Here is a 16,319-nt window from a genome sequence, read left to right as displayed (position 1 = left end):
CGCCGTCGTTGTGGTATGACTCCGTCTGCGCCAGAGGCCAAGAGCATCAGTGCGGGCGTCTCGTACATGCCGTTCGGTATCCCGGGTCTGGACGGCACCCTCCGGGGAATCCCAACCGGGAGTACGGTTCTGGTCGCCGGTGCGCCCGACGCCGGTGGGGACGCGTTCGTCTATACGAGTCTGGCGACGCTGATGCTGGCGAAACACACCCCGGAGATGGTCCCCAACGGGATCGCCCGTCGGAGCGACACGATCCCGGAGTCGGTCACCTACGTCACGCTCTCACAGGACCGCGAGCACGTCTACAGCGAACTGGACGCGGTGCTCGACGGCTACCAGTTCGAGACGCTGACCGAGAACATGACCGTCGTCGACTTCTCCCAGCGGTTCATGGAACTCCTCCCGGTCCCGAAGGCGCTGTTCGACGCCCGTCGGGGCGACAGCGAGATCGAGGCGGCCGAGGGGACTGTCGAGGGCGAGGACGAGGCGGCCGACGACGCCACGTTCGGGGACCTGCTCGAAGACATCAGCGAGGAGATCACCGAGGCGGCCGACGACATCCTCGTGATCGATTCGCTGTCGGATATCGAGCGTGCGACCGAGTTCGGTCTCTCGCAGGGCCGGGAGATCGCCTTTCTCATGGGACTGCGGGAAGCCGTCGTCAACTGGGGCAACGTCGCATACGTCAAACTCGACCGACGGGCCAGCGCCGTTCGTGACGACGATCGAATCCACGGCTTGCTCCACGGTGCTGTCTACTTCTACTCCAACGACAAGGGGTTCGAGACCTACCGGACGATGCGTGTCGGTTCCTTCGGCGGTGCGCTGGATTCGGAGCGCCAGACGGTGTTCGAGTCGCTGGTCGGGCCGACGGGTTTTCGCGCGAAGGCGACCAAGAAGATCGGGCCGTCGAACTGGTGACCCAGCGAAAGCTGATCTCGTCGTCGTTCCCTCTGGAGGTATGGGTTCGTTCACACGGGGTTTCGTGTTGATCGCCGTCGGCGTCGCCTTCGCCGGTCTCGGCGGGACAACCGCCCCCTCTGGGGTGGCCCAACTGTTCCGACCACTGGCCGGACTGTTGTGAGGGCGACGCGGTATCCGGGGCGAGTCGAGCAAAACCGATAAACCGGTTGCCCGCCGTATACCGTATAGAATGCTTCAGCGGGCCGAACCACAGGACTTCGAACGCGTACTCTCCTCGATGTGTACGGTCCCACATCCGACGGCCCGCGAGGCCGCAGAACGGTTCCTCGCGACCAACCCCGGCGACCCTGGAACGTACGAGACAGTCGCGGAACTGGAAACCGAGGCGGTCGACTCCCTCGGTGAGCTAACTGGCCTACCGGACCCGGCCGGCTACGTCGCCTCCGGCGGGACCGAGGCCAACATCCAGGCGATCCGGATCGCCAGGAACCGCGCCGACACCGACGATCCGAACGTCGTCGCCCCGGTCCACGCCCACTTCTCCTTTACAAAGGCCGCCGACGTGCTCGGTATCGAGTTGCGGACCGCTCCCGCGACGGACCATCGCGTGAACGTCGAGGCCATGGCGGAACTGATCGACGACGACACCGTCTGTGTGGTCGGGGTCGCCGGTTCGACGGAGTACGGCTACGTCGACCCCATCCCCGCGATCGCCGACCTCGCGACGGACGCCGACGCGCTCTGTCACGTCGACGCCGCCTGGGGCGGGTTCTACCTCCCCTTTACCGACCACGACTGGCACTTCGGCCACGCGGACGTGGACACGATGACCATCGACCCGCACAAGGTCGGCCAGGCCGCGGTCCCCGCCGGCGGGCTGCTGGCGCGGGAGCGCTCGCTGTTGGACGAGTTGGCCGTCGAGACGCCGTATCTGGAGTCGACGAGCCAGTTGACACTGACCGGCACGCGTTCGGGGGCCGGCGTCGCCTCGGCGGTCGCCGCCATGGAGGCGCTGTGGCCGGCCGGCTACCGCGAACAGTACGAGCGCTCGATGGCCAACGCCGAGTGGCTGGCCGACCAACTGGACGCCCGCGGCCACGAGGTCGTCGGCCCGGAACTCCCGCTGGTCGCGGCGGACCTCTCGGTGCCGATGACCGACGAACTGCGCGAACGGGGCTGGCGGGTCTCGAAGACCGGCGCCGGCGAGATGCGCGTCGTCTGCATGCCCCACGTCACCCGGTCGATGCTGCGGTCGTTCGTGGCGGATCTGGACTGGTACTAACTGTTGGTGACCGCGAGGACGCCAACGGCGTCCGAGCGGCTTTTTCGCCCACGTTTTTCGAGGAGGGTGCCCGCAGCGGCGCGAAGCGCCGCGAGAACACCCGACGCGGAAAAAGGTGGCGTGGCGGACCTGGACTGGTACTGACCGATCGCGTTTTCGCTGTTGATACGCGGGCCAGTACGTACATAGTCGCCAGTGACAACTCTCACCCAGGATTCGAATGACAGACCGCATTCTCTGTGTCGACCCGGACGAGGGGACCCGCGCCGACACTGTCGAGACGATCCGGTCGGAACTGGGCGCGTTCGATCACAGCATCGAAACGGCAGCGACACTCGGTGATGCGGAGGCCGCGCTGACCAAGGAGACAGCCGCGATTATCACCGAGTATACACTTCCCGACGGGACGGGGTTCGATCTCATCAACACGGCCAGAGAGCGGTGTCCGGACGCCGGCTGTATCCTCTATACCGAGACCGATCCCGATACGATCGACACCGACGAACTCCGAGGGTCGATCACGGAGTACGTGGGCAAGGGGTCGGTGTTCGGGGCCGAACGGCTCGTCGAGTTGCTCCGGACGACGATCGAAGCGCGGACCCAGAACACGTATCCGGTCCCGCAGAACGAGGCCGAGCGGATCGCCGCTCTCCGCTCGTACGACCTCGACGACGAGGAGTTACTGTCCTCGCTGGACCGGATCACCGACCTCGCGGCCACACACTTCGATGTCGACCAGGCGTCGATCAACATCATCAGCGAACACAGCCAGGAGTTCCTGGCCTGCCACGGCGGTGCCGAGGACTGGGAGACGATGGACCGTGAGGACTCGATCTGTACGTTCACGATCCTCGAAGACGACGATGTCATGACCGTCGAGGATGTCACCGAAGACCCGCGGTTCGAATCCCGGAGTGACTCGCTTCTCGAATTGGGTATTCGGTCGTACATGGGTGCGAACCTCGTCACGAGCGCAGGCCTGGTGATCGGGCCGTTGTGCATCTACGACGACGAACCACGCTCGTTCTCGCCGGCCGACGAGGCGTACCTCCGGGACCTCGCGTCCGTGGCGATGGACCTCATCGAGTTACGTGCCCGGGTCGATGCGAGCCAGGCCCTGGAGGGGAGCCACCGATGAGTTCCGAGGGCGACTCGGGGTACGGGTTCGGCGACGGTGTGCCACTCGAACCGGTGGCGCCGGGGACGACAGTGCTCGTCGCCGGCCCGGCACTCAGCCGGACCGAGGACCTGGCACGTTCGATGGTCACCGACGGGAACAGCGACGGCGAAGGCGCACTGTACATCTCGACGAACAAGACACACAAGAAAGTCCTCGACGCCTGCCGACAGACCCATCCGTCCCTCGACACCGATCTGGTGGGCGTCATCGACTGCAGCGGACAGGAGATCGGACAGTCACCACCCGGCGTGAACGTCAAGTACGTCTCGACCCAGAGCGATCTGACCGGCATCGGGATGAAGTTCTCGGCGTTGTACGAGTCACTGTACGCGGACGCGACGGCCGGTCGTGTCCGGACCAGTCTCATCAGTCTCTCCTCGCTGTCGATGTACGTCGACCTGCGATCGCTGTTCCAGTTCGCACAGACCCTCTCGGGACGTATCGACAGTGCCGACGGGCTCGGGGTGTTCGCGATCGATCCCACGACCCACGACACGAAGACGGTCAACACGCTGAGCCAGGTCGCCGACGGCCGGATCGAGGTCCGGGAGAGCGACGACGGGGACAACGAACTCAGGGTCCGTGGCCTTCCGGACCAACCGACCGGCTGGCACCCGTTCACACCGCCGTAGTCGGTAGATAGCGCTCCTGGCGGCCGCGAGCGGCCCCCTCGATCGCTGGTGAGGAGTATTGTGGACTACGGAGAAAACATACCAAGGTTTAGAACCCCCTGATTGCTATGGGGGGTGTGGACCTGGTAGCGCCCCTCCACGCGATGATAATCTTCGCCGCCGACTGTACGTCGTCGGGAACGGCTCTGTCCCCGTTAGAGGAGGCGGTCTGTACCGCGACGGGACCGACGGGGCTGGGCATCATCGGACTGTACTCGTTTCTGATCGCGTTCATCCTCCCCTTGCCGAGCGAGGTCGTCCTCGTCCCCGCCGAGACGCTCCGTTTGGGGCTGTCGACGACGGGGAACATGGCGGTCATCATCGTCGTCAGCGCGTTCGGGAAGGCCCTGGGGAGTCTCTTCGCCTTCCATATCGGACAGGAGGCAAAGGAGTACGGCCCGCTGATCCGGTGGATCAAGAACTCGCGGTTCGACATCATCGAGTGGTCGGAGAAGAAGACGATCCAGATCGCGAAGAAGTACGGCTACGTCGGCCTCGCGCTGGCGCTGTGTGTCCCCTTCTTCCCGGACACGCTGTCGATCTACGCCTTTACTGTTCTCGAAGAGGATTACCTCCGGTTCGGCGCGGCGACGTTCGCGGGCAGCGCGGGTCGCCTGCTGGTCACGCTGGGACTGGCCGGCGGGACGCTCGCGCTGTTGTAGGACGGGTGGCGTCGTCGCGTTCCGTCACTACCGATGTGGCCAAACGCGACGGCGCGCCCGGAAACCGCCCCCCTTTTGACCCGTGGGCGGCACACACCGGGTATGAGCCACGACGAGTTCCCGACCGAGCAGCCGGCGGTGGTGACTTGTGGGTTGCCCTACGCCAACGGCGACCTCCACGTGGGCCACCTCCGGACGTACGTCGACGGGGACGCCCTCTCGCGTGCCCTGCGTCGCATCGGCCAACAGACCGCCTTCGTCAGTGGGTCGGACATGCACGGGACGCCGGTAGCGGTCAACGCCGCCCAGCAGGGCGTCGAGCCCCGCGAGTTCGCCCTGGAGTACCACGAGACCTACGCTGAGACGTTCCCGCGGTTCAACGTCGAGTTCGACAACTACGGGCACACCGACGACGAGACGAACACCGAACTCACCCAGGAGTTCGTCCGCTCTTGGATCGACAACGATCACGTCCACGAGAAGGAGATCCAGGTCGCCTGGGACACCGAGGAGGACCAGCCACTCCCGGATCGGTTCGTCGAGGGGACCTGCCCGTACTGCGGCGAGCAGGCCCGCGGCGACGAGTGCGACGAGGGGTGCCAGCGCCACCTCGAACCCGGCGAGATCGAGGACCCCGTGAGTACGATCACGGGCAACCCCGCGGAGTACCGCGAGCGGGAACACAAGTTCCTCCGCCTGGCAGACTTCCAGGAGTACCTCCAAGGATACCTCGACCGTCTAGAGGGGACCGACAACGCCCAGAACCAGCCCCGGGAGTGGATCGAGGGCGAACTACAGGACCTCTGTATCACCCGGGACATGGACTGGGGGATCGACTACCCGGGTGAAGACGGGGACGGAGAGGACCTCGTGCTGTACGTCTGGGTCGACGCCCCCGTCGAGTACGTCGCCTCCACGAAGCAGTACTCCGAGCGGGTCGGCGCCGACGAGTACGACTGGGAGGACGTCTGGAAACTCGGCGGCGACGCCGAGCACGGCACCGAGTGGGACGACGACTGGAGCGCGGACAACGGCGAGATCATCCACGTCATCGGCCGTGACATCATCCAGCACCACGCCGTCTTCTGGCCGGTGATGCTGCGGGGCGCGGGGTACAACGAACCCCGGACGATCCTGGCGACCGGTTTCGTCGGGATCGACGGCAAGGCACTCTCGACCTCCCGGAACCGTGCCGTCTGGGCCGACGAGTACCTCGACGCCGGCTTCCACCCCGATCTGTTCCGGTACTACATCGCCACCGGCGCGGGCCTGGAGATGGACGTCGACTTCTCCTGGGACCGCTTCGCAGAGCGCGTCAACGGCGAACTCGTCGGCAACGTCGGCAACTTCGCCTACCGGTCGCTGCTGTTCGCCCACCGGAACTACGACGGCACGCCCGAGGCGGCGGTCAGCGACGACGTCGAGGCGCGCATCGAGGACGCGATCGAGACGTTCGAGACCGCCGTCCGGGAGTACGACATCCGATCGCTGGCCGAGGTCGCCATCGAACTGTCGAACTACGGCAACGAGTACATCCAGCGCAACGAGCCCTGGAACCTGGTCGGCGAGGAACCCGAGGAGGCTGCCCAGGTCATCCGCGACTGCGTGCAGTTGACCAAGGCCGTCGCCGTCGTCATGCAGCCGGTCATGCCCGGGAAGGCCGAGCGGCTGTGGGGCCAACTCGGCGAACGGGGCTCCGTGGCCGACGTGACCCTGGAGACGGCGCTTTCGGAACCGCCCGCCGAGTTCGACGAGCCCGTCGAACTGTTCGAGCAAGTCGAGGACGACCACATCGAAGCCCTCCAGGAACAGCTCCAGCGCCGCGTCGAGGCTGCGAGCGAGGACGACACGGACGACAGTGAGGGCGAAGCCGAGGAGACGGCCGACCTCGAACCGCTCGTCGAGGAGCGGATCGGCTTCGAGGACTTCGAGGGGATCGACATGCGCGTCGGCGAGATCGTCACCGCCGAGCCGGTCGAGGACGCCGACAAGCTCCTCCGCCTGGAGGTCGACATCGGCCACGAGGTCCGGCAGGTCGTCGCCGGCCTCGCGAAGCTCCACGATGTCGAGGAGCTTCCGGGGACGCGGGTCATCCTGCTGGCCAACATGGAGAAAGCCGAGCTGTTCGGTATCGAATCCAACGGAATGGTGCTGGCCGCCGGCGACGAGGCGGACCTGCTGACCACTCACGAGGACGCGCCGCTTGGCACCCGCATCCAGTAACCGACCTGCCGGAACCTGAACGCCTTTCTCGGTGGCTGCTCCCGTCTCAGCCATGCCGATGTACTCCCGCGAGGACGCTACCACCCTCCAGGTCGTCGACCGCTTCGCCGACGGCGTCGGCTGGCAAGCCCATCCCGAGGAGGGCGGCGGCCGGACGAGCCACGCGATCCGTGACGACGACGGCGGTGTCTGGCTCCTCGACCCGCTGGACGCGCCGGACGTGACCGACGTGTACGCCGATCTCGGGGATGTCGTCGGCGTGGCCGTTCTGGCGGACTACCACGCTCGCGACGCGGCGGCGTTCGCCCGGCACCACGACGTTCCGGTGACGGTCCCGACGGGGTTGAACCGCGTCGTAGAGCGGCTGGACGTGCCCACACGCCGGGTCACGAACTCGCTCGCGGAGTTCGAACTCCGGCGGCTGAACCCGCTGGGGGCCTGGCGCGAGACCGTCGCCTACCGGGAACGCGACGGGACCCTGTACGTGCCCGACGTTCTCTCGACCGGCGAGTCGTTCACCGTCGGGAGCGAACGGCTGGCGGTGAACCTCTTTCTCCGGCTGTCACCGCCTCGGGAGCCGTTCGCCGACCTCGATCCCGAGCGAGTGCTTGTCGGTCACGGCAGCGGTGTCTTCGAGGACGCCGGGGATGCGCTGGAGGACGCCGTCGGAAACGCGCGACGCCGGTTCCCGCGGGCGCTCGTTTCGAGTGGTCCGCGGGAGCTGACGGCGATGCTCGATGCCGTCCGCTGACCGTCCACGTCCCTGTGTCCCACGTTACCGTTCTTGCAGCAAAACGGCAATCCTTTAGGCGCCACTATCGATGCCCGAGATATGGGATACGATTACGACAAAGTGGAGGTGCCCGACGAGGGCAACCCGATCGAAGTCACAGCGGACAACGAACTCGACGTTCCCGAGAACCCGATCATCCCCATCATCCACGGGGACGGGATCGGGACCGATGTCGGTCCCGCCGCCCAGAAGGTCCTCGAAGCCGCCGCGAACGCGACCGGGCGCGACATCTCCTGGATGCGCGTCTACGCCGGCTCCTCGGCCCGTGACAAGTACGACGAGAACCTGCCCGACGACACCGTCGAGGCGATCAAGGAGTTCAACGTCGCCATCAAGGGTCCACTCACGACGCCGGTCGGCGCTGGCTTCCGTTCGCTGAACGTCGCACTGCGGAAGACGCTGGACCTCTACGCCAACGTCCGCCCGACCTACCACCTCGACGGCGTCCCGTCGCCCGTCAAGAACCCCGGCGAGATGGACATGGTCACCTTCCGGGAGAACACCGAGGACGTCTACGCCGGCATCGAGTGGGAGGCCGGCACCGACGAGGTCCAGGAGGTCAAGAAGTTCGTCGAAGAGGAGATGAACTTCGACGAGACCATCCACGACGGCCCGGTCGGCATCGGCGTCAAGCCGATCACCGAGTTCGGGACCAAGCGGCTCGTCCGTGAGGCCATCGACTACGCCATCGAGGAGGACCGCGACAGCGTCACGCTGGTCCACAAGGGCAACATCATGAAGTTCACCGAGGGCGCCTTCCGCGACTGGGGCTACGAGGTCGCTGAAGAGGAGTACGGCGAGGACGTTATCACCGAGGACGAGCTGTGGGACGAGTACGACGGCGAGGCCCCCGAGGGCACGCTCGTGGTCAACGACCGCATCGCCGACAACATGCTCCAGCAGCTCCTGACCCGGACCGACGAGTACGACGTCATCGCGACGATGAACCTCAACGGGGACTACATGTCCGACGCCGCCGGCGCACAGATCGGCGGTCTCGGCATCGCTCCCGGTGCGAACTTCGGCGAGGCCCGCTGTCTCGCGGAGCCAGTCCACGGCTCGGCCCCGAAGTACGCCGGCGAGGACAAGGTTAACCCGACCGCGATGATCCTCTCGGGTCGCCTGATGCTCGAATACATGGGCTGGAAGGACGCCGGCCAACTCGTCCGTGACGCTGTCGAGGAGACCATCTCCAGCGGCGATGTCACCTACGACCTGGAGCGCCAGATCGAGGGCGGCACCAAGCTCTCGACCTCCGAGTACGCGGACAAGGTCGTCGAGAACATCGAACAACTCTCGTAGAGAGCCTCCCGGCTCTCTCCGTGAGCATATCGAGACCTCCCCTACTCAACCCGCGATTTTTCGTCACTCCTCGGTCGACAGCGTCGCGTTCGCGACCCACGCCGGCCGGTTGATCGTCGTCGTCCCCTCGTCGGTGACGCGGGTCTCCCGGACGACCCGGATGTCGTGGCTACCGAGTGTGGCGTCGTAGCCGACCCGTTTCGTGACGACAGTCCCGTCCGAGCGGACCCGTAACTGGACGCTGACGTTCGTCGGATGACTGACGAACAGCGGCCGGATGAGTCGCTCGCGGTCGACGAACTCCGAGCCGGTCAGGACGATATCGCCGTCGGGTTCGTGGCGTGCGACGGTCACGTCGACCGCACCGAGTACGGCCTCGATCCGTTGGTGTGCGGTGAGATCGGTCATCGAGTCGCCGTTCTCGACGAACCACATGTGTAGCGACTGGCGGCCGGTCCGCTCCTGGTGTCGGGTCGCGACGACGGTTCCGTTGGTCCAGTAGTCGACTCGCGTCGTGAGCCCGGCGCTGGGGTAGTTGGTAGTGTTCTGTGAGAAGTAGCCGCGGTAACTGGTCGCGTTTGTCGCGACCTGCCGTGAGCGGTTCGTCCGGCGCAGTATCTCCCCGTCCGCAGCCACGATGTACTGACGAGTCGTCAGCGTGTAGCTCGTCGTCCGGAGCGCTCCTTCGTGGGAGCGAGCGAGGACATTCGGCTCGATCGCCCGCTCGGAGACGCCGGGTGGATACGGTGCCTCGTCGGTGGGAATCGGCGCCGGTGTCACCGGCTCGTTCGCATCCTGTGCGCTCAACCCGCTACAGCCCGCAAGCAGTAGCGCGAGGCCGACGATCAGGAGCCCGAGCCGTCTCATCGAGCCGACTTAGGGATACTCCTACAAACCAGTAGTGGCCCGAGTCTCAGTCGCGCCAGTCGGGGTCGATCCGGGGCGGACTGAACACGTCGATGCCGGTCACTGGCTCGTCGGTCCGGTTCTCCACCCGGTGGGGTTCACCGCCGGGGATGACGTAGGAGTCACCCGAACTGACGACGGACTCCTCGCCGTCGATGAAAAACGTGAACGCGCCACTGACGACGAAGCCGATCTGCTCGTGATCGTGGCTGTGTTCCGGGACGACGGCGCCGGGTTCGATGTGGAACTGCTGGGCGCTCATCCGCTCGCCGACGACCAGTTGGGTCAGGTGGACGCCATCGACCGCCTCGACAGTCTCGCTGGCTGCCTGGGAAACTTCCTCCATGTCCCGGCGATCGATAGCGACCGGCCTAAATCCAGGGGTCGGCGGGCCATCCGAACGTTCAATCGGACGCGGGCCTAACCCCCGACCATGTACGCCGTCGTGGGGTGTAGCGAGTGCAGCGCCCTCTGGATCGTCGAGGGCGAGCAGGCGACGAGTCAGTGTCCCCGCTGTGGGTCCCGCCGGCAACACGACAAGCGCCGGCGGTTCGTCGAGACCGACGACGAAGCCCACGCACGGGAGGTCAGGGCCTCGATGCTGGCGAATCGACAGGGCCACGGCGACGCGTTCGCCGACCTGGACTCGGTCGCGGAGATGGAGCGCCGGGTCGAGGATGCCGGCGTCGACGACGAGACGTACCTCGAACAGTCGGGCGTCGATACCGACAGCGTGGCGGCGGCCGGCGAACGCGCGGAGACGGGTGCCGGCGGGGGACAGTCACGGAAGCAGACGGTTCTGGCGGCACTCCGGTCGCTCGACGCCCCGACCGAGGACGAGGTCGTCGCCTATGCCCGGGAGCGGGACGTTCCCCCCGATTACACGCGGAGGGCCTTACAAAAGCTTGTCAGGGCCGGCGAGGTCACCGAGTCCCGGGGGCGCTACCGGCTCCTATGACGACCACGCTCGATCTGGAACCGGGGCCGGTCGCGGTCGGCTGTCTCGTCGGGCTCTCCGGACTGCTCTTCCTGGTGACGCCGCTGGTCGGGTCCGTTCCGATCGGCGGGCTGTCGGTGAGTCCGGTCGCGCTCTCGGCCGTCGCGCTGACCGCTGGGTTCACGCTCGGGACGGTCGTCTTCGCTCGCCGCGGGCGGCGCCTGTTCGCGCTCGCCCACGGCGTGTTCGCGGTCGCCTGGGCGCTGCTGGTCGCGGGGCCGTTGCTCGGAAACGGGGACCTGCTGCTTGCCGGCGTGGTCGTGTTGGTCGCCGGTGTCGGGTTCCTGGTGAACCAGTCCCGCCAGTGACCGCCGTCAGCGCCCGAGTTCGGCGTGGGCCGAGGAGAGGTGTCGTGAGGACAGCGCCGCCAGCAGGGAGAGTTCGCCGGCCAGGACGCCGGCGGCGATGACCTCCGCGAGCGCGTCGGCGTTGCTCCCCGGCGGGTCGCCACCGCCGCCGTAGCCGACTACCTCCAGCGCCTCCGACTGGGTCGGCAGTCCCGTCCCGCCGCCGACGGTCCCGACCTCCAGCGAGGAGAGCGTCACCGAGGCGTACAGTCCGTCCTCGCGGGCGTCGACGGTCGTGATGGTGTTTGCGCCCTCGACGACCTGTGCGGCGTCCTGGCCGAACGCGAGGAAGGCCGCGGCGATCACGTTGGCCGCGTGGGCGTTGAACCCCAGCGCACCGGCCTTCGCGGAGCCGACGAGGTTCTTGCGGGTGTTTGCCTCGACGATGGCGTCCGTGGTAGTATCCAGGCGCTGCTGGACCTGTTCGTGGGGGAGCAGGACGTCCGCAGAGACGGTCCGGCCCCGGCCCTCGATGGCGTTGATCGCCGCGGGTTTCTTGTCCGAACAGAGGTTGCCCGACAGCGCCACCAGTTCGGCCGGCGTCTCGCTCTCGACGACCTCACAGGCGGCCTCGGTCGCGATGGTGGCCATGTTCATCCCCATCGCGTCCTTGGTGTCGTAGGAGAACCGCAGGAAGACGTTGTCCCCGACGGTGTAGGGGGTGACCTCCTGGAGTTTGCCGTGGCTCGTCGTCCCCTCGGCGGCCTCGGCCAGTCGGTCGACGTGGTCCCGGACCCAGGCCGAGACCTCCCCCGCGGCAGCCACGTCCGCGACTTTGAACACCGGCGCCCGGGTCATCCCGGATTTCAGGACTCGTGCGGTGGCGCCGCCGGCAGTCCGGATAGCCGAGACGCCGCGGTTGACCGAAGCCAGCAGGGCTCCCTCGGTCGTCGCCAGCGGGAGGTAGTGCTCGCCGTCGGCCGCCCCGCCGTCGACCGGTAGCGGCCCGACGACGCCCATCGGGACCTGTGCGGTCCCGATCATGTTCTCGATGTTGCTGTCGGCTTCGTCGGCGTCGAAGCCGTAGTCGCCGACGGTCGAGAGGTCGGCGCCGGTCTCCTCGGCGAGGAGACGCCGGCGGGCCGTGGCGGCCGTATCCGGGTCGGCGTGGTCTTCGAGTTCGTACAGGCGGAGTTCACCCTCGCGGACGCGCTGTGCGAGGGTCTCGGCGTCGGTCATACAGGGGCGGTGGCGGGCCGCACCCCTAACAGTTGCTCTTGTCAGCCGTCACTCAGCCGCTCTCGTCGCCCCTGGTCCCCCTCGCTGGCTGTCCAGTTCGCTCGCGATCCGGGTATTGACACTCGTTAACATAAAACAAAATCTACCAATTGCCGATATACAACTCATTATTCCCCTCAGTAGCCAGTATCGAAGGCAAAATTTTTTCAATACACCAGTCCGAATCGCCTAGTAGCCACAGGATACCGTACCCATGCCACAGATGGAAACAGCTGCGTTCGAAACGGACCTCAGTCTCTTCAAATACGACAACCTCGAACAGCTTCCCCCGGAGTACCGGGAACTGGGCGAAGACGAGCGGACGGAGCGGATCGAAGCCGCCCTCGACGAACTCGGTGACGACGTGGTCGTTCTGGGCCACAACTACCAGCGCCGGGAGATCGTCGAACACGCCGACTTCGTCGGGGACTCCTACCAGCTCTCGACGGAGGCCGCGGCGGCCGACGCCGACTACGTCGTCTTCGGCGGTGTGACGTTCATGGCCGAGTCCGCCGACATCATCACCGACGACGACCAACAGGTGATCCTTCCGTCGATGGAAGCCTCCTGCCCGATGGCCGGGATGGCCGAGGCGCTCCAGGTCGACGCCGCGTGGGCGGAACTGACCGCGGCGCTCGACGACGAGGAGATCGTCCCCATCACGTACATGAACAGCTACGCCGATCTGAAGGCGTTCTGTGCCGAGCAGGGCGGGCTGGTCTGTACCTCCTCGAACGCCCACAAGGCCTTCGAGTACGCCTTCGAGCACGGCGACAAGGTGCTGTTCCTGCCGGACAAACACCTCGGCGAGAACACGGCTCACCGGCTCGGGCTGGACGACGAGATCGTCGAGTGGGACCCCTGGGACCCCGAGAGCACGGACGCCGAGGCCGCCGTCGAGCACGACGTCATCCTCTGGGAGGGGTACTGCCAGGTCCACGAGCGGTTCCGCGAGTCCCACGTCGAGGATATCCGCGCCGACTATCCCGACGCCAACGTCATCGTCCACCCCGAGTGTCGCCGCGAGGTCGTCGAGGCCGCGGACGTGGCCGGCTCGACGGCCGATATCTGCCAGGCCGTCGAGGCGGCCGATCCCGGCGACACCTGGGCGATCGGGACCGAGATCCACCTCACCCACCACCTCCAGCGGTGGTACCCCGAAGTGAACGTCCTCCCGCTGTGTGGGGACGCCTGCATGGACTGCAACGCCATGCGCCAAATCGACCCCAACTACCTCGCCTGGGTGCTGGAGGAACTGGTCGCGGGCCGGGAGCGCAACGTCATCGAGGTCGCACCCGAGGAGAAGGAACTGGCACAGGTCGCACTCGACCGGATGCTGGAGATCTGACCATGACCGACCACAATACTACCGACGTGCTGGTCGTCGGCTCGGGCATCGCCGGGCTGGCGGCAGCACTCGCGGCCGCTCGTGAGGGCAGTGACGTGACCGTCGCGACGAAGGCGACCCGTCCGGAGGGGGCCTCCTCGTGGTGGGCACAGGGGGGTATCGCCGTCTCCCGTGATGATCCCGAACAGTTCAAACGGGACATCGTCACCGCGAGCGACGGGACGGCAGACCCCGAGGCCGTCGACGTGCTCGTCGAGAACGCGAACGAGGCTGTCGAGGACGTGTTACTGGAGACGCTGGCTGTCGAGTTCGACCGCGTCGAGCCGTGCTCGACGGACCCGGACGAGCGGGCGTCGACGGTGCCAGCGAGTCCCTCGAACCTGGACTATGCCCGCGAGGCCGCCCACAGCGAGGACCGCATCCTCCACGTCGACGCCGCCACTGGCAAGCACATCCACGTCCCCTTCCTGAACTACCTCGACGACCACGACGGCGTCGAGATCAGGGACGACACCGCCGCGCTGGACCTGATTCGCCACGAGGGCCGGGTCCACGGCGCGATGCTGGAGTCCGACGGGGCCGTCGAACCCTGGTTCGCTGGCAGCGTCGTCCTGGCGACCGGTGGCATCGGTGAACTCTATCCGCGGACGACCAACCCCGACGACGCCACCGGCGACGGCATCGCGATGGCTGCCCTGGCCGGCGCCGAGGTCGCGGACATGGAGTACGTCCAGTTCCACCCGACCGCCTGCGTGGTCGGCGAGTCGGACGACAGCGACGAGTCAGGCAACGACGCGGTCGCCTTCCTGGTCAGCGAGGCCGTCCGCGGCGAGGGCGGCCTGCTGCGGAACGGCGACGGCGACCGGTTCATGCCCGACTACCACGAGGACGCCGAACTGGCTCCCCGCGACGTGGTCGCCCGCGCCGTGAAAGCCGAGCGCGAGGCCACCGGCGACGTTCGGCTGGATGTCTCTCTGCTGGCCTTCGCCGAGGAATTCCCGGGCCTGGCCGACCGCTGCGAGGAGTACGGCGTCGACTGGACCGACGGCATCCCCGTCGCGCCCGCCGAACACTTCCTCTGTGGCGGGGTCGCCGTCGACGACCGCGGCCGGACGACGCTCGACCGGCTCTACGCCGTCGGGGAGTGCTCCCGAACGGGTGTCCACGGCGCGAACCGACTGGCCTCCACGTCGCTGCTGGAGGGACTGGTCTGGGGGTTGCGTGCCGGCGAAGACGCCGCCGGGAACGCGATCCAGCCCATCGAGGCCCCGGACCTGCTCGAACGGGACCCGGACCTCCCGGACAGCTTCGCTCGCGAGAAGTTCCACCGGCTACGCCGGGTGATGGACGAGTACGTCGGCGTCGAACGCGACCCCGCCGAACTCGGGCGGTCGATGGCCGTCTTGCGACGCCTCAAGGGCGAGGTCGACGCCTACGTGCGGACTCGGACCGCCCGGTCGCTGTACGAACTCCGCAACGCCAGCGTCACGGCGCTGTTGGTCGCCCGCCACGCAGCCGAGAACGACACCAGCGTCGGGACCCACAACCTCACGGCGGCCGACGAGCCGCCGGAGCCGACCGCCGACTGATGCTCACCGACACCGACGTTGAGCGCTGGCTCCGGGAGGACGTGGGCCACCACGACGTGACGAACCACGTTCCGGGGGAGACCGAGGGGCGACTCGTCGCGAAGGAGTCCGGCGTCGCCGCCGGCCTGGAGGCCGCGACGGCGGTGTTCGACTATCTCGGTGTGGCTGTCGAAACGCCGGTCGACGCCGGTGAGCGGATCGACCCCGGCGATGTCGTCCTGCGGACCGACGGCCCCGCTCGCGAGACGCTGCGCGGCGAGCGGGTCGCGGTCAACCTCGTTGGTCACGCGTCCGGCGTGGCGACGACGACCCGACGGGCCGTCGAGGCCGCCCGCGCGGTCGACGGCGACGTACGGATCGCCTGCACCCGCAAGACGACGCCCGGACTGCGCGGGATCGAGAAGCGAGCGGTCGCTGCCGGCGGCGGGGACACCCACCGGCTGGACCTCTCGCATACGGTGATGGTCAAGGACAACCACGTCGCCGAGATGGGACTAGAGGGTGCCGTCGATCACTTCCGTGAGCGTGCGTCCTTCACGACGAAGATCGAAGTCGAGGTCGAGACGCCGGAGACGGCACCCGAAGCGGCCGCGGCCGGCGCGGATATCGTCCTGTTGGACAACATGTCGCCCGCCGAGATCGAGCGTGCCGTGGACCTCGTCGACGGCCCTGTGCTGACCGAAGCCAGCGGTGGTATTACCGTTGCGGACGTTCCCGACTACGCCGGGACTGGCGTCGACGTGATTTCGATGGGTGCGTTGACTCACTCGGCGCCGACGCTCGACCTCTCCTTTCGGACGGGATAACCGAGGCTGACGGTGGCGGCAGTATCACGCGGGACCAGTATGTTTATCAGAACCATAGGGTAAATTCCACA

17 protein-coding genes are annotated in these 16,319 nt (G+C 67.0%); 14 read left to right on the top strand and 3 right to left on the bottom strand.

What is annotated here, in order from left to right:
- Positions 1-15 precede the first annotated feature (15 nt).
- The 9 genes from VJ109_RS03590 to icd all read left to right on the top strand — a co-directional run bounded on the left by VJ109_RS03590 (position 16) and on the right by icd (position 9,037).
- Positions 16-921 (top strand): RAD55 family ATPase, encoded by a 906-nt coding sequence (locus VJ109_RS03590; protein WP_324759064.1) that lies wholly within the window; start codon positions 16-18, stop codon positions 919-921.
- A gap of 40 nt (positions 922-961) precedes the next feature.
- Positions 962-1,084 (top strand): hypothetical protein, encoded by a 123-nt coding sequence (locus VJ109_RS03585; protein ID WP_324759061.1) that lies wholly within the window; start codon positions 962-964, stop codon positions 1,082-1,084.
- Positions 1,085-1,153: 69 nt separating this feature from the next.
- Positions 1,154-2,206, top strand: coding sequence for a tyrosine decarboxylase MfnA (gene mfnA, locus VJ109_RS03580; RefSeq protein WP_324759059.1), 1,053 nt, complete (start codon positions 1,154-1,156; stop codon positions 2,204-2,206).
- Between the two features lie 220 nt (positions 2,207-2,426).
- Entirely contained in the window at positions 2,427-3,344 is a 918-nt protein-coding gene (locus VJ109_RS03575; protein ID WP_324759057.1) for a GAF domain-containing protein, read from the top strand.
- Complete coding sequence (locus VJ109_RS03570) at positions 3,341-4,018, top strand: DUF7504 family protein (RefSeq protein ID WP_324759055.1); 678 nt, start codon at positions 3,341-3,343, stop codon at positions 4,016-4,018. Before VJ109_RS03575 ends, VJ109_RS03570 begins: the two co-directional genes overlap by 4 nt.
- A 116-nt stretch (positions 4,019-4,134) precedes the next feature.
- Entirely contained in the window at positions 4,135-4,719 is a 585-nt protein-coding gene (locus VJ109_RS03565; RefSeq protein ID WP_434737272.1) for a YqaA family protein, read from the top strand.
- A 102-nt stretch (positions 4,720-4,821) separates the two neighbouring features.
- Entirely contained in the window at positions 4,822-6,942 is a 2,121-nt protein-coding gene (metG, locus tag VJ109_RS03560; RefSeq protein WP_324759053.1) for a methionine--tRNA ligase, read from the top strand.
- A gap of 52 nt (positions 6,943-6,994) precedes the next feature.
- Positions 6,995-7,693, top strand: coding sequence for a hypothetical protein (locus VJ109_RS03555; RefSeq protein WP_324759051.1), 699 nt, complete (start codon positions 6,995-6,997; stop codon positions 7,691-7,693).
- An 81-nt stretch (positions 7,694-7,774) separates the two neighbouring features.
- Positions 7,775-9,037: an isocitrate dehydrogenase (NADP(+)) gene (icd, locus tag VJ109_RS03550; RefSeq protein ID WP_324759049.1), complete on the top strand. Its 1,263-nt coding sequence runs from the start codon at positions 7,775-7,777 to the stop codon at positions 9,035-9,037.
- A gap of 63 nt (positions 9,038-9,100) precedes the next feature.
- Here the strand turns inward: icd and VJ109_RS03545 are convergent, their stop codons facing one another.
- Both VJ109_RS03545 and VJ109_RS03540 read right to left on the bottom strand, forming a co-directional pair.
- Positions 9,101-9,904 (bottom strand): hypothetical protein, encoded by an 804-nt coding sequence (locus tag VJ109_RS03545; protein ID WP_324759047.1) that lies wholly within the window; start codon positions 9,902-9,904, stop codon positions 9,101-9,103.
- Positions 9,905-9,950: 46 nt separating this feature from the next.
- Entirely contained in the window at positions 9,951-10,289 is a 339-nt protein-coding gene (locus tag VJ109_RS03540) for a cupin domain-containing protein (RefSeq protein ID WP_324759045.1), read from the bottom strand.
- Positions 10,290-10,376: 87 nt separating this feature from the next.
- On the opposite strand from VJ109_RS03540, the gene VJ109_RS03535 reads away from it, so the two are divergent.
- Both VJ109_RS03535 and VJ109_RS03530 read left to right on the top strand, forming a co-directional pair.
- Positions 10,377-10,901, top strand: a complete 525-nt coding sequence (locus tag VJ109_RS03535) for a DUF5817 domain-containing protein (RefSeq protein WP_324759043.1) — start codon at positions 10,377-10,379, stop codon at positions 10,899-10,901.
- Positions 10,898-11,248 carry a hypothetical protein gene (locus VJ109_RS03530; RefSeq protein ID WP_324759041.1) on the top strand — a complete coding sequence of 117 codons (351 nt, stop codon included), beginning with the start codon at positions 10,898-10,900 and terminating at the stop codon, positions 11,246-11,248. Before VJ109_RS03535 ends, VJ109_RS03530 begins: the two co-directional genes overlap by 4 nt.
- A gap of 6 nt (positions 11,249-11,254) precedes the next feature.
- Here VJ109_RS03530 and hmgA read toward each other — a convergent pair whose 3' ends face one another.
- Positions 11,255-12,466 carry a hydroxymethylglutaryl-CoA reductase (NADPH) gene (gene hmgA / locus VJ109_RS03525; RefSeq protein WP_324759039.1) on the bottom strand — a complete coding sequence of 404 codons (1,212 nt, stop codon included), beginning with the start codon at positions 12,464-12,466 and terminating at the stop codon, positions 11,255-11,257.
- Between the two features lie 253 nt (positions 12,467-12,719).
- Between hmgA and nadA the strand changes: the two genes are divergently transcribed.
- From nadA to nadC, 3 genes are read left to right on the top strand one after another with little or no spacing between them, the layout of a single operon-like run.
- Entirely contained in the window at positions 12,720-13,853 is a 1,134-nt protein-coding gene (nadA, locus tag VJ109_RS03520; protein ID WP_434737271.1) for a quinolinate synthase NadA, read from the top strand.
- A gap of 2 nt (positions 13,854-13,855) precedes the next feature.
- Complete coding sequence (locus tag VJ109_RS03515) at positions 13,856-15,442, top strand: L-aspartate oxidase (RefSeq protein WP_324759037.1); 1,587 nt, start codon at positions 13,856-13,858, stop codon at positions 15,440-15,442.
- On the top strand, positions 15,442-16,248 hold the full coding sequence (gene nadC, locus VJ109_RS03510; RefSeq protein WP_324759035.1) for a carboxylating nicotinate-nucleotide diphosphorylase: 807 nt from the start codon (positions 15,442-15,444) through the stop codon (positions 16,246-16,248). The genes VJ109_RS03515 and nadC overlap by 1 nt, the downstream gene beginning before the upstream one ends.
- The last annotated feature ends 71 nt before the right edge of the window (positions 16,249-16,319 follow it).

This window comes from Haloarcula montana, from assembly GCF_035666295.1.
Lineage (GTDB): Archaea > Halobacteriota > Halobacteria > Halobacteriales > Haloarculaceae > Haloarcula > Haloarcula montana.
The sequence above is the reverse complement of the archived record's forward strand: the minus strand, read 5'-3'. Positions and strand labels throughout refer to the sequence as shown.

Coding starts and splice junctions, on each gene's coding strand:
- VJ109_RS03590 (WP_324759064.1), top strand. CDS start 16: ATGACTCCGTCTGCGCCAGAGGCCAAGAGCATCAGTGCGGGCGTCTCG.
- VJ109_RS03585 (WP_324759061.1), top strand. CDS start 962: ATGGGTTCGTTCACACGGGGTTTCGTGTTGATCGCCGTCGGCGTCGCC.
- mfnA (WP_324759059.1), top strand. CDS start 1,154: ATGCTTCAGCGGGCCGAACCACAGGACTTCGAACGCGTACTCTCCTCG.
- VJ109_RS03575 (WP_324759057.1), top strand. CDS start 2,427: ATGACAGACCGCATTCTCTGTGTCGACCCGGACGAGGGGACCCGCGCC.
- VJ109_RS03570 (WP_324759055.1), top strand. CDS start 3,341: ATGAGTTCCGAGGGCGACTCGGGGTACGGGTTCGGCGACGGTGTGCCA.
- metG (WP_324759053.1), top strand. CDS start 4,822: ATGAGCCACGACGAGTTCCCGACCGAGCAGCCGGCGGTGGTGACTTGT.
- VJ109_RS03555 (WP_324759051.1), top strand. CDS start 6,995: ATGCCGATGTACTCCCGCGAGGACGCTACCACCCTCCAGGTCGTCGAC.
- icd (WP_324759049.1), top strand. CDS start 7,775: ATGGGATACGATTACGACAAAGTGGAGGTGCCCGACGAGGGCAACCCG.
- VJ109_RS03545 (WP_324759047.1), bottom strand. CDS start 9,904: ATGAGACGGCTCGGGCTCCTGATCGTCGGCCTCGCGCTACTGCTTGCG.
- VJ109_RS03540 (WP_324759045.1), bottom strand. CDS start 10,289: ATGGAGGAAGTTTCCCAGGCAGCCAGCGAGACTGTCGAGGCGGTCGAT.
- VJ109_RS03535 (WP_324759043.1), top strand. CDS start 10,377: ATGTACGCCGTCGTGGGGTGTAGCGAGTGCAGCGCCCTCTGGATCGTC.
- VJ109_RS03530 (WP_324759041.1), top strand. CDS start 10,898: ATGACGACCACGCTCGATCTGGAACCGGGGCCGGTCGCGGTCGGCTGT.
- hmgA (WP_324759039.1), bottom strand. CDS start 12,466: ATGACCGACGCCGAGACCCTCGCACAGCGCGTCCGCGAGGGTGAACTC.
- nadA (WP_434737271.1), top strand. CDS start 12,720: ATGCCACAGATGGAAACAGCTGCGTTCGAAACGGACCTCAGTCTCTTC.
- VJ109_RS03515 (WP_324759037.1), top strand. CDS start 13,856: ATGACCGACCACAATACTACCGACGTGCTGGTCGTCGGCTCGGGCATC.
- nadC (WP_324759035.1), top strand. CDS start 15,442: ATGCTCACCGACACCGACGTTGAGCGCTGGCTCCGGGAGGACGTGGGC.